Origin of the sequence: Streptomyces sp. NPDC015661 (assembly GCF_043077765.1) — a bacterium.
In the GTDB taxonomy this organism is placed as follows: Bacteria; Actinomycetota; Actinomycetes; order Streptomycetales; family Streptomycetaceae; genus Streptomyces.
On the sequence record NZ_JBIBST010000019.1, the window covers coordinates 12,581 to 24,971 of the forward strand.

General features: G+C 70.4%; 10 protein-coding genes. 4 read left to right on the forward strand and 6 right to left on the reverse strand.

From position 1 onward, the window contains the following. Positions 1-20: 20 nt before the first annotated feature. Positions 21-992, reverse strand: a complete 972-nt coding sequence (hutG, locus tag ACF07V_RS35865; protein ID WP_392159930.1) for a formimidoylglutamase — start codon at positions 990-992, stop codon at positions 21-23. Next, entirely contained in the window at positions 989-2,674 is a 1,686-nt protein-coding gene (gene hutU / locus ACF07V_RS35870; protein ID WP_392159932.1) for a urocanate hydratase, read from the reverse strand. Before hutU ends, hutG begins: the two co-directional genes overlap by 4 nt. Positions 2,675-2,901: 227 nt before the next feature. On the opposite strand from hutU, the gene hutC reads away from it, so the two are divergent. After that, the gene (hutC, locus tag ACF07V_RS35875) at positions 2,902-3,657 is read left to right on the forward strand and encodes a histidine utilization repressor (RefSeq protein WP_392159934.1); all 756 of its coding nucleotides are present in this window, start codon (positions 2,902-2,904) and stop codon (positions 3,655-3,657) included. 6 nt (positions 3,658-3,663) lie between these two features. On the opposite strand, the gene ACF07V_RS35880 is transcribed toward hutC, so the two are convergent. Next, complete coding sequence (locus ACF07V_RS35880; protein ID WP_392159935.1) at positions 3,664-4,515, reverse strand: IclR family transcriptional regulator; 852 nt, start codon at positions 4,513-4,515, stop codon at positions 3,664-3,666. Positions 4,516-4,661: 146 nt separating this feature from the next. On the opposite strand from ACF07V_RS35880, the gene ACF07V_RS35885 reads away from it, so the two are divergent. From ACF07V_RS35885 to ACF07V_RS35895, 3 genes are all read left to right on the forward strand, one after another. Continuing rightward, positions 4,662-6,107, forward strand: a complete 1,446-nt coding sequence (locus ACF07V_RS35885; protein WP_392159937.1) for an amino acid permease — start codon at positions 4,662-4,664, stop codon at positions 6,105-6,107. Positions 6,108-6,364: 257 nt separating this feature from the next. Then, positions 6,365-7,696, forward strand: coding sequence for an RCC1-like domain-containing protein (locus tag ACF07V_RS35890; RefSeq protein ID WP_392159939.1), 1,332 nt, complete (start codon positions 6,365-6,367; stop codon positions 7,694-7,696). A gap of 255 nt (positions 7,697-7,951) precedes the next feature. Then, complete coding sequence (locus ACF07V_RS35895) at positions 7,952-8,809, forward strand: ETEC_3214 domain-containing protein (RefSeq protein ID WP_392159940.1); 858 nt, start codon at positions 7,952-7,954, stop codon at positions 8,807-8,809. Positions 8,810-8,847: 38 nt separating this feature from the next. Here the strand turns inward: ACF07V_RS35895 and ACF07V_RS35900 are convergent, their stop codons facing one another. The 3 genes from ACF07V_RS35900 to ACF07V_RS35910 form a co-directional block, all read right to left on the reverse strand. Beyond that, positions 8,848-10,326 (reverse strand): glutamate--cysteine ligase, encoded by a 1,479-nt coding sequence (locus tag ACF07V_RS35900; protein WP_392159942.1) that lies wholly within the window; start codon positions 10,324-10,326, stop codon positions 8,848-8,850. Between the two features lie 111 nt (positions 10,327-10,437). Continuing rightward, the gene (locus tag ACF07V_RS35905; RefSeq protein WP_392159944.1) at positions 10,438-10,842 is read right to left on the reverse strand and encodes a hypothetical protein; all 405 of its coding nucleotides are present in this window, start codon (positions 10,840-10,842) and stop codon (positions 10,438-10,440) included. Between the two features lie 357 nt (positions 10,843-11,199). Next, positions 11,200-12,327, reverse strand: a complete 1,128-nt coding sequence (locus tag ACF07V_RS35910) for an NADH:flavin oxidoreductase (protein WP_392159945.1) — start codon at positions 12,325-12,327, stop codon at positions 11,200-11,202. Between the last annotated feature and the right edge of the window lie 64 nt (positions 12,328-12,391).

Here is a 12,391-nt window from a genome sequence, read left to right on the forward strand (position 1 = left end):
GCCTGTTCGGGGAGTGGGCGTCACGCCCAGGTGGTGGCCGTCCGGTGCACGAGCCGGGCACCGGCCCGCGCCGTGCGCTGGTCGACGTCGAACTCCGGATTGAGCTCGGCGACATCGACGACCACGAGCTTGCCGCTGCGCGCGACCCGTGCGCACACCCGCTCGACGACCTCCATCGGCACGCCGTACGCGGCGGGCGCGCTGACCCCGGGGGCCACGGCCGCCGGCAGCACGTCGAGGTCGATCGTCAGATGGACGAGATCGCAGCTCTCGAGGAACTCCTCGACGAACGCATCGACCCGCGCCACGTCCAGCAGACCGCACTCGCTGTCCTGCAGGTACCGCACCCCGAGCGACTCGGCGGTGCGGAACAGCGCCTGGGTGTTGCCGGCCTGACTGATGCCGAGCACCCAGTAGTTGAGGTCTCGGCCCTGCCGCGCCTCGCTCTGCGCCATCTGCAGGAACGGCGTGCCCGAACTGGGCCGCACGTCGTCGCGCAGATCGAAGTGCGCGTCGAGGTTCAGCACCCCGAGCCGCCCGCCGGCCCGCACGGCCCGGGTCTGCTCCAGACCGCTGTACGTACCGAACGCGACCTCGTGACCGCCGCCGAGCACGACCACCGGGTGACCCCGGTCGACGAGCTCCGCTACCGCCGCGCCGAGGCGCTGCTGACCGCCCTCCAGAGCGTCACCGGCGACGGTCACGTCGCCGGCGTCCAGTGCCCGCAGCGGCTTGGGCAGCGCCATCGAGGCGAGGGCCCGGCGCAGGGCGGCAGGACCCTGCGCGGCGCCCGGCCGCCCCTTGTTGCGGCGTACACCCTCGTCACTGGCGAACCCCACGAAGGCGAGGTCGCCCGGCTCCGTCAGCTCGGGATCGAGCTCGACGGCATGGTGCCAGCGCAGGTTCTCCGCGCCGGGTCCGTCGTCCCGGCCCGACCAGGGCCGGGCCGGGACGACGGTGACCGCAGGAGCGGTCTCCGGGGACGCGCTCATGCCGAGTGGCCCTCGGACTCCGTCATGGGGACGCGCACACCGCGCTCCTTGGCGACCGAGGCGGCGTACTCGTAACCGGCGTCCACGTGACGGATGACGCCCATGCCGGGGTCGTTGGTCAGGACGCGCTCGAGCTTCCTCGCGGCCAGCTCGGTGCCGTCCGCGATGCAGACCTGGCCGGCGTGGATGGAGCGGCCCATGCCGACGCCGCCGCCGTGGTGGATGGAGACCCAGGAGGCACCCGAGGAGGTGTTCACGAGGGCGTTGAGCAGCGGCCAGTCGGCGATCGCGTCCGAGCCGTCCAGCATCGACTCGGTCTCGCGGTAGGGGGAGGCCACCGAGCCGGAGTCCAGGTGGTCGCGGCCGATGGCGACCGGGGCGGAGAGCTCGCCGTTCGCGACCATCTCGTTGAACTTGAGGCCGGCCAGGTGACGCTCGCCGTAGCCGAGCCAGCAGATGCGCGCGGGCAGGCCCTCGAACGAGACGCGCTCGCCGGCCATGTCCAGCCAGCGGTGCAGGTGCTTGTTCTCCGGGAACAGCTCCTTGATCGCCTTGTCCGTCTTCGCGATGTCCTCGGGGTCGCCGGACAGGGCGGCCCAGCGGAACGGGCCGAGGCCCTCCTCGAAGAGGGGACGGATGTGCGCCGGGACGAAGCCGGGGAAGTCGAAGGCGCGGTCGTAGCCGGCCTTGCGGGCCTCGTCGCGGATCGAGTTGCCGTAGTCGAAGACCTCGGCGCCCTTGTCCAGGAAGCCGACCATGGCCTCGACGTGCAGCGCCATCGACCGGCGGGACTTCTCGGTGAAGCCGGCCGGGTCCGCCTCGCGCTCCTTGTGCCAGTCGTCGACCGAGATGCCGACGGGCAGGTAGGCCAGCGGGTCGTGGGCCGAGGTCTGGTCGGTCACGATGTCGATCGGGGCCTCGCGACGGAGCAGCTCCGGGAAGATCTCGGCGGCGTTGCCGACCACACCGATGGACAGGCCGCGGCGCTCGTCGCGGGCCTGGACGGCCAGCTCCAGGGCGTGGTCGAGGTTGTCGGCCTTGACGTCCAGGTAGCGGGTGCCGATACGGCGGTCGATGCGCGTCTCGTCGACGTCGACGCAGATCGCGACGCCGTCGTTCATCGTCACGGCCAGCGGCTGGGCGCCACCCATGCCGCCCATGCCGGCGGTCAGCGTGATCGTGCCGGCGAGCGTGCCGTCGAACTTCTTGCGGGCGACGGCGCCGAAGGTCTCGTACGTGCCCTGCAGAATGCCCTGCGAACCGATGTAGATCCACGAACCGGCCGTCATCTGGCCGTACATGGTCAGGCCTTCGGCCTCCAGCTTGCGGAACTCCTCCCAGTTGGCCCAGTCGCCCACGAGGTTGGAGTTGGCGAGGAGCACCCGGGGCGCCCACTCGTTCGTGCGCATCACACCGACCGGCTTGCCGGACTGCACGAGGAGGGTCTCGTCGTCCTTCAGGGTCTTGAGCGTGCGGACGATCGCTTCGTACGCCGCGTGGTTGCGGGCGGCCTTCCCGGTGCCGCCGTAGACGACGAGGTCCTCGGGGTGCTCGGCGACCTCGGGGTCGAGATTGTTCATGAGCATCCGAAGGGCGCCCTCCTGCTGCCAGCCGAGGGTGTTGAGCTCGGTGCCGCGCGGGGCCCGGACGACGCCCGGCGTTTCGTGGGAAGGGCTGGTCATGTGTGCTCCTCAGGGGGATCGAGCGGTTGTGCACCGTCATGACACGCGACCGCGAGACCCCGAACCAGCGGCGCCGCCCGCATTTCTCGGATCCGAGACGGTTCCCGGTGGGGGGCCGGACGAGGGGCCATCGGACCGTCCGCACGGAAAACCGCTGCCATAGGATTCGACGCAGGCAGGAGCAGGCTGAACGCAGGGGGGAGCGGATGGCGAGGACGGTGGGTGGCGTGGCCGCAGACCCGGCGGAGCTGGCCCGTTGGTACGCGCAGGGCGCGGGCGGATCGGTCCCCGCGTACCAGCGCGTCAAGGAGCTGGTCGAGCGCCAGATCAGGAACGGCCACTGGAGCCCGGACGACGCCCTGCCCTCCGAGAGCCAGTTCGTCGACGCCCTCGGCCTGTCCCGCATGACCGTGAACCGCGCGCTGCGCGAGCTCGCCGCCGAGGGCGTCATCCGGCGCGTCATGGGCGTGGGCAGCTTCGTCGCCCACCAGAAGGCCAGCTCGGCGCTGCTCGAGGTCCACAACATCGCCGACGAGGTGCAGAGCCGCGGCCACCACTACGGGGCCCGCGTGCTGTCCCTGGGCGAGGAGCCGGCCGACGGCCGCATCGCGGCGCACCTCGGCCTCGGCGAGGGGGAGCCGGTCTTCCGCTCCCAGGTCGTGCACCTGGAGGACGGGGTGCCGCTCCAGCTGGAGGACCGTTACGTGAACCCGGCCTTCGCCCCCGGCTATCTGGACCAGGACTTCACGCTGCAGACCCCGTACAGCTTCCTGTCGAAGGTCGCGCCGCTCGGCCGGGGCGAGCACATCGTCGAGGCCGTCCTGGCGTCACCGGAGGAGTGCGCGATCCTCGGTGTCGAGCCCGGCGAGCCGTGCCTGCTGATCCAGCGCCGCACCTGGTCGCGCGACGTGCTCGTGAGCATCGCCCGACTGCTGCACCCGGGCTCGCGCTACCGCCTGGAAGGCGCCTTCGCCACCCACTGACCCGGCTCAGCCGGCGGGCTGCGTCCCCGTGGCCCCGCCCGTCGCCGCGGCCGGCGTGTGCCCCGACACCGCCGCCGTCAGCCGCGCCGCCCCCTGCGCCAGCGCCTCCCGCACCTCCTCGGTGCCGTGCCGGCCGTGATGGCGGCGCCAGGTGGTGCTGATCGCGGCGACGGGCCGCTCGTTGTGGTCGAAGGCCGCCACCCCCATCGAGCAGAAGCCCTGCGAGACCATCTCGATCTCCTGGGACCAGCCGCGCTCCCGCTCCCGGGCCAGCTCGCCGGTCAGCTCCGGAAGCGAGCGCGGGCCGCGGCCGGTGCGGGTGGTCAGATCGCCCGGCCGGGAGAACAGGGCCCGCAGCTGGGCCTCGGACGTGTGGGCGAGGATGGCGCGCCCGTTGGCGGTCAGATGGGCCGGGAGCCGCACGCCGACATCCGTCACGAGTGCGATGTCGATGTCCCCGGCCCGGGCCGGGGGCCGCTCCTTGAGCAGGTACACCGTCTCGGCGCCGTGCAGGATCCCGAGGTGCACGGTCTGGCCGAGGCGGCTCGCGACGGAACGCAGGATCGGCCGGGCGAGCCGCTCCAGGGGCTCGTGGCGCAGGTACGCCGAGCCGACCTCGAAGGAGGACACCCCGAGCCCGTACGCCTGCTCCGAAGGTACGTACGTGACGAAGCCGCGGTCCGCGAGGACGGTCAGGATGTGGTACGCGGACGAGCGGGGAATGTCCAGGTCACGGGCGAGTGTGGCGGCCTGCACGAGTCCGGGCCGGCCGGCCAGGTACACCAGGATGTCGAGCGCCCGGCCGACGGCGGGGGAGGCGCTGGAGGACGTTCGGGGCGACGGGCTGTGTTCGTTCATCGGACCACCTCTTGACGCACCTGTATAGACAGGAATATACAAGCTGGCGACCGCTGTCGACAGCTCCGACGACAGGTCGGTGCCGCGAGGCGACCCACCCCCAAGATCCTCCGGCACGTCCCCCCGCCCCAGAGGGAGAACTTCGTTTGCGTACCGAAAAAGCCGGCCTGAGCCGCGGGCTCAACTCACGGCACATCCGCTTCATCGCGCTCGGATCAGCGATCGGCACCGGGCTGTTCTACGGCTCCTCGGGGTCCATCCAGGCAGGTGGCCCGGCCGTCCTGCTCGCCTACCTGATCGGCGGCGCGGCCGTCTTCCTGGTCCTCAGGTCGCTCGGCGAGATGGCGGTGGCGTCCCCCTGCGCCGGCTCCTTCGGCGAGTACGCCAGCCGGTACCTCGGCCCGCTCGCCGGCTTCGTCACCGGCTGGACGTACGCCTTCGAGATGGTCATCGTGGCCGTCGCCGACGTCACCGCCATCGGTGTCTACATGGGCTTCTGGTTGCCCGGCGTGCCCCGCTGGATCTGGGTGCTGGGCGCCGTCCTCATCGTCGGCGCGCTCAACCTCGTCAGCGTCAAGGTCTTCGGCGAGCTGGAGTTCTGGCTCTCGCTCGTGAAGATCGTCGCCATCGTCGCGATGATCATCGTCGGCATCGTGGTCATCGCGTTCGGCCTCGGCAGCGGCCACGGGCACATCGGCATCGACAACCTCTGGGCCAACGGCGGATTCTTCGCCGGCGGCATCGACGGCTTCGTGATCTCGTTCGCCATCGTCATGTTCGCCTTCGGCGGCACCGAGATCATCGGCGTCACGGCGGGCGAGGCGGAGTCCCCGGAGAAGACCATCCCGGGCGCCGTGAACTCCATCCCGCTGCGCATCATCCTGTTCTACGTCCTGACGCTCGCCGTGATCATGTCGATCACCCCGTGGCAGCGGATCAGCGACTCGGGCAGCCCGTTCGTGCAGATCTTCGCCGGCGTCGGCCTCAAGTCCGCGGCCGCGGTCCTCAACGTCGTCGTCCTCACCGCGGCCCTGTCCGCCATCAACAGCGACATCTTCGCGGCCGGCCGCACCATGTACGGCCTCGCCGAGCGCGGCCACGGCCCCGCCGCCATGCGCCGCACCACGCCGAACGGCGTGCCCTGGGTGACCACCCTCGTCATGATCGGCGCCCTGCTCCTCGGCGTCGTGATGAACGCGGTCGTGCCCGGCGAGATCTTCCTGATCATCTCCGCGATCGCCACGTTCGCCACGGTCTTCGTCTGGGTGATGATCATGCTGACCCACGTCAAGGCCCGCCGCGGGATGTCCGCGGAGGAGACCGCGGCCCTGAAGTTCCCGGCCCCGTTCTGGCCCTACGGCCAGATCATCACGCTGGTCTTCATGGCGGCGGTGCTGGTCCTGCTCGGCGTCCACGAGAGCACCCGCGTGGCGCTCGAGGTCGGCGTGGTCTGGCTGGCCCTGCTCACCGGGGTCTACTTCCTGGCCGTCCGCCGCCGGGGCGGCACCGACCCGCAGCCGGTGCGGACCACGGCCGGCGACGCCACGGCCGGCGAGGCGGTCAGGGAGGAGCCGGCCGAGATCGCCGGCTGAGCCATTCCGAACGGCATGCGCGGGCACCCTCCGGCCAGGAGGGTGCCCGCGCACGTACGCGGCTCAGCACGCGTGACGGGACCCCGGCGCGTGCCCGAACCTCCCAGGGACGTACGTACGCGGGGCGGAGGAGAGGCCAGGCGCGACCGGCCAGGTGACGTCGGGCGCAGGTGGGCGCGTGTCGGGGGTGAGACTCCGGAACGCCGGGTCATGCTCGTGGGCCGGGGGGCCGCGACACCCACACCCGAGGACGGTCCATGCGATTCCCACGCCCCAGTACATCTGCCCTCAGACGCGCCGCGACCGTCTGCGGCGCCGCGCTCCTGATGACCACGGGGCTGGGGGCGGATGCCCAGGCCGCCATCATCCCCGGCCCCGTCCTCGGCTGGGGCGCCGACAACACAGGACAGTTGGGCGACGGGAACACCACCGACAGCCCCTTCCCGGTCCGCACCGCGCGCATCCGACGGGTGATCGGCATCGACGGCGGCGTCAACCACAGCGTGGCGCTGCGCGCCGACGGCACCGTGTGGACGTGGGGGCTCAACAGCGACGGTCAGCTCGGGGACGGTACGAACTCCGCCGGCACCCGGCCCGTCCAGGTCTGCGCGCCCGGCCGGACCGCCCCCTGCACGGCCTTCCTCACCGACGTCGTCGCGGTGGCCTCCGGCGCATTCCACAACCTGGCGCTGCGGGCCGACGGAAGCGTCGTCGCCTGGGGCGACAACGAGTACGGCCAGCTCGGCGACGGCACCACGACCAACCGGAACACACCCGTCCAGGTGTGCGCCCGGGCCCAGACCGCGCCCTGCTCCACCTTCCTCACCGGCATCACCAGCCTCGACGGCGGCTCCTGGCACAGCCTGGCCGTGCACTCCGACGGGACCGTCAGCAGCTGGGGCCTGAACTCCTCCGGCCAGCTCGGCGACGGCAGTGGCGACTTCCAGAAGTCGATCCCCGTCCAGGTCGCCCTCACCGGCACGGCCGGAAGCGTGGCGGGCGGCGGCAGCCACAGCCTCGCGCTGCTGACCGACGGAACGGTGCGCGGCTGGGGCCACAACTTCTACGGTCAGCTCGGCGACGGCACGGCGACCGGCACCAACACACCCGTCCAGGTGTGCGCGCCGGGCCAGACCGCCCCCTGCGGCACCTTCCTCACCGGCGTGAACCAGATCGCCGCCGGCGGCGACCACAGCGTCGCGCTCCTGTCGCTCCAGAGTCAGGAAGGAGTCGTCGGCTGGGGCGACAACCGCAAGGGCCAGCTCGGCGACGGCACCTTCAACCACCAGCAGAACCCGATCCCCGTACGGGCCTGCGCCCCCGGCCAGACCGCACCCTGCACCAGCCTCCTCACCGGCGTCTTCGACATCGCCGCAGGCAGCGACCACACCCTCGCCGTGGCATCGGACCTCACGGCCCTCGGCTGGGGCTCCAACTCCAACGGGCAGGTCGGCGACGGCACGACGACCGACCGCAACAGCCCGGCCCAGGTCTGCTCGGGCCGTCGGCCCAACCCCTGTGCGGAGCCTCTGACGGACGTGATCGCGGTCGCGGCGGGCATCGCGCACAGCCTGGCCACCCACCACTGACCGAGGATCGACTCGCCCGGGTACGGCCGGACACCGCGCTGTCGGCGTCCGGTCGTTCCGCCGTACGAGTAAGGGTCCCTCCTCATCCGTCCTGATCCGGCAGTTCGACGCCGCCCGGAAGGGATGGGCAGAGCATCGAGGCGACATCGTGCGGCGGTCAGCCGACCGGCCCACGGCGACATGCGATGTCCTGCCCTCCCCTCTAGAGTCCGAAGTCGCAGGTCAGACGGCGGTTGACGCGGCCACGGAGCGGTAATGGACGACTCGGAAGAAGCGCGCGACGAGGGTGGGACGGCGGGTGAGTGGTTCAGCTCATTCACCAAGCGGAACATCGTGCTGGTAGTCGTCTTCTTCCTGTCCAACCTTCTTACGGCGGTGAGTACCCTCGTCACAGCCGTCACTGTCCTCAGGGAAGCGGGGACGGATTGGCGTGCCGTGGAGTACGGGAAGTTGAGGCAGCTTCGCGCCGGGTACACGTTGGAGAAGTTTCGACTGGAGTTGGGTCCGCCCGTCTTCCGTACGCCTCTCGTGGTCGGCGGTGTCGAGTTCGTGCGGAACGTTTACCGCACAAGGGAGCAGTACTGGGTGGAGGTGATCTCCAACAAAAGCGACGCCGCCGTGACGTACGCCGTGACGACCTGTGATGCGGACTTCCGTCCTGCCTTTCTCTTCGGTAGTGATGCCAAGCACAGGGTCGTGTTGAACGTGAACACCCTCTCGGACGTGGTTCCCGAGACGGAGGAGCGCGACCTGTCGCTCAGATTGCACATCGGCAGCACCAGAGGCAGCCCAGACCTCGCGTTCCACGAATACGGTGGCGGGGGTCCGACCGGCTACCGTGAGTTCGCCTGGGGATTCAACGACGTTTGCGCCTGGCGTCCGAAGACCCCGGGGTACGCCCTGCGAGCCAACTGGGAGAAGTGGTTCTCCGCGCATCCGGAACGGTACGGCGAGCCGCTGAAAACCCAGTACCTTCCTGAGCAGCTGAACCAGGCCGCACGCGCGATCATGGCCGAATCGGTCATCAATACCTATGCGGAGGCCGCCCCCTTCGAAGACATGATCCGCTACTACCCCGATCAGATCGGTGTGTCGCGACTGACCGTCGGCTGAAGCGCGTTGCCCGGCTGCCACCGCGACCGTAGGACTGCTCAGTCGACCGGCCAGGTGTGCGCCGGAGCGTTCATGTGCATGTAGTCGAGGTACTGCTGCGTCATCCGCCGCAGCGCCTGATGCCGGTTCACGTGGCCGATGTCCTGGATGTGGTGGAACATCTCCGACTGCCACACCGCGCCGTTCCGGCCGCTGACGCAGCGCTGCTCGATGATGCCGAGCAGCGGCTCCCGCCAGGTACTGTCCATTCCCCACCGCTCCAGCCCACGTTCTGCGAGCGGCAGCAGGCGGCGCAGTACGAGCTCGGTCGCGGGGACCTCACCCATCCCGGGCCAGTACAGCTGCGCATCGATGCCGTGCCGGGCCGCCGCGTACAGATTGTCCTCGGCAGCCTGGAAGGACATCCGCGACCAGACCGGTCGGTCCTCGTCGACCAGGGCGCGGATCAGACCGTAGTAGAAGGCGCCGTTCGACAGCACGTCGGCCACCGTGGGACCTGCGGGCAGTACGCGGTTCTCCACCCGCAGATGCGGCACTCCGTCGACGACGGCATAGACGGGGCGGTTCCACCGGTAGACCGTCCCGTTGTGCAGGGTGAGCTCGGCAAGATGGGGGATCCGGCCGTGGTCGAGCATCTCCTGGGGGTCCTCGTCGTCGCAGAGCGGCAGCAACGCCGGGAAGTACCGCGCGTTCTCCTCGAAGAGATCGAAGACGCTGGTGATCCACCGCTCGCCGAACCACACACGGGGCCGGACTCCCTGCACCTTGATCTCTTCCGGCCGGGTGTCGGTGGCCTGCTCGAAGAGCGGAATGCGCGTCTCGCGCCACAGCTCCTTGGAGAAGAGGAACGGAGAGTTCGCCGCCAGGGCCACCTGTACCCCGGCGACGGCCTGCGCGGCGTTCCAGTGGTCCGCGAACTCGTCCGGCGACACCTGCAGGTGGAACTGGGTGCTCGTGCACGCCGCCTCCGGCGTGATCGTGTCCGCGTAGGTGCGCAACCTCTCCACCCCGTCCACCGAGATCAACAGGTCCTCGCCCCGTGCGGCGAAGATCTGCTCATTCAGCAGGTGGTACCGCGGATTCTCGGAGAGCGACGCCGGACCCACGTCCTTCAGTTCCAGCGTCGGCAGGATGCCGATCATGACCAGGTGCGCCCCGATCGCAGCGGCCTTCTCCTCGGCGTGGTTGAGCGCGTCCCGGATCTCCTGTTCCCAGGCTCCGGGGCCGCCCGCGGTGAGCTGCCGCGGATCGATGTTGATCTCCAGATTGAACTGCCCCAGCTCGGTCGACCAGGACGGGTCGGCCAGCGCCTCGAGGACGTCCGTGCTGCGCATGGCGGGCTCCGCCGCTTCGTCCACGAGGTTCAGTTCGAGCTCCAGGCCGACCTGCGGCCTTTCGAAGTCGAACCGGGACTCCCTCAGCATCTGAGCGAAGACGTCGAGGCACGTGTGCATCTTGTTCCGGAACCGGCGACGGTCGTCACGGGTGAACTCCAGCGCCGGGACGTCGCGTCCCATGGGGGCCTCCCGAGACTCGTCGGCACGACCCTTCACTTCAGCGTCCCACGTCAGGGACGACCCAACCACCGAGCCGAGGGCCGTTTCCAGGGGCCCCCGTCGGCAACCGCGTCACCAGTGGTGGCAGTCCCAGTGGCCCTTCACCCAGACGTGGTCCCAGTGCCCGGGAACGTAGACCCACTTGTAGGCCTTGGCGTGCTCCCGGTGGTCGTGGTGCCACTTACCGCCGTGGTTGTCGTGCCGGCCCTGATGCCCACGGTCGTGGTCGTGCTTGACGCGCTTCTTCTCCCAGTGACCACTGACCCATTCCTTCTCCCAGTGGCCCTTCTTCCACTCGCACCGGTCGTGATGGCCGTGCCGGTCGCCGTGGTCACCGGTCGTGACCGTCGTGGCGACGGACGCCGGGGCGGGAGCAGCCGCGGCCGAGCCGGACATCCCGAGCGCGGCACCACCTGCCAGCAGGCCGGACGCGGCGGCACCCGCCACCAGCCGGCGGACTCGCATGGTCCTGGGCATGCGACGCACCTCCTTCGAGCGAGCCGGAAGGGGAATGCGCGGGCGACAGCAGGCGTGGGCGGAGGAGACATTCCGACTCGCGCGGCGATTTGCGGAAAGCCGTGAGTTTCGCTGTGCACTTCGTGGAAGGCGCGAAGCAGCGGCGGCTTGGACGAAACGGCGCCCGGATTACTGCTACGACCGTGTGCGACACCTCTTCCCCAGTGTGGCATGTTCGCCCGCCACCCGCTGTCGGTGCGGGCTCGAGTGCCCGGGGGCTGCGGGCCGTTGTCGGCCGGGGCGCGGTGTGGTCCGCCGCCGGTGCCGAAAGCGATGCGGTTCGCCGGCTCCGTCGGCGAACCGCATCGATGGTTCGGGCTAGCTGAGCGTCCTCACGGCGGCCGCGTCGTACGGCTCGAGCTCGTCCGTACGCCCCGCCAGGACCTTCGCCGCCCACTCAGGGTCCTGGAGCAGTGCACGGCCGACGGCGACCATGTCGAACTCGTCGCGCTCCAGGCGGTCGAGGAGGTCGTCGATGCCCTGAACCGGAGCACCTTCGCCCGCGAAGGCGTGGATGAAGTCGCCGTCGAGGCCGACCGAGCCGACGGTGATCGTGGGCCTGCCGGTGAGCTTCTTGGTCCAGCCCGCCAGGTTGAGGTCGGACCCTTCGAACTCGGGTATCCAGTGGCGGCGGGTGGAGGCGTGGAAGGCGTCGACGCCGGCGGCGGCGAGCGGGCTGAGGATCGCCTCGAGCTCCTGAGGGGTCTCGGCGAGCCGCGCGTCGTAGGCGTCCTGCTTCCACTGGGAGAAGCGGAAGATCACAGGGAAGTCCGGGGAGACGGACCCGCGGACCGCGGCCACGATCTCGGCCGCGAACTTCGTACGGGCCACGGGGTCGCCGCCGTAGGCGTCGGTACGGCGGTTCGTCCCCGCCCACAGGAACTGGTCGAGGAGGTAGCCGTGGGCACCGTGCAGTTCGATGCCGTCGAAGCCGATGCGCTCGGCGGCCGCGGCGGCCTCGGCGAAGGCGCCGACGACGTCGTCCAGGTCGCTCCGGGTCATGGCCTTGCCCGTGCCCTCGGTGCCGTCGGGGCGGATGCCGGAGGGGCCCATCGCCGGGGCGTCGGGGTAGGGGGCCTGGCCCTGCTGGCGGACCATGCCGATGTGCCACAGCTGCGGCACGATCGTGCCGCCCGCCGCGTGCACGGCCTCGGCGACCTTCGCCCATCCCGCCAGCTGCTCCTCGCCGTGGAAGCGCGGAACGCGGTCGCTCTGCCCGGCCGACTCGTGGCCGACGTAGGTGCCCTCGGTGACGATCAGGCCCACGCCGGCGGCGGCGCGGCGGGCGTAGTAGGACCGCACGTCCTCGCCGGGGACGCCGCCGGGGGAGAACATGCGCGTCATCGGAGCCATCGCGATGCGGTTCGGGACGGTCAGGCCGTTCAGTGCGACGGGCCGGGAGAGGATCTCGGCCGCGCGGGAGGCGGGGGACTCGGTGACGGTCACTGTGGTGCTCCTCGGGGCAACTGCTTGACAACCTAGATGCTTGAGAACTTCATGCAATGACAGG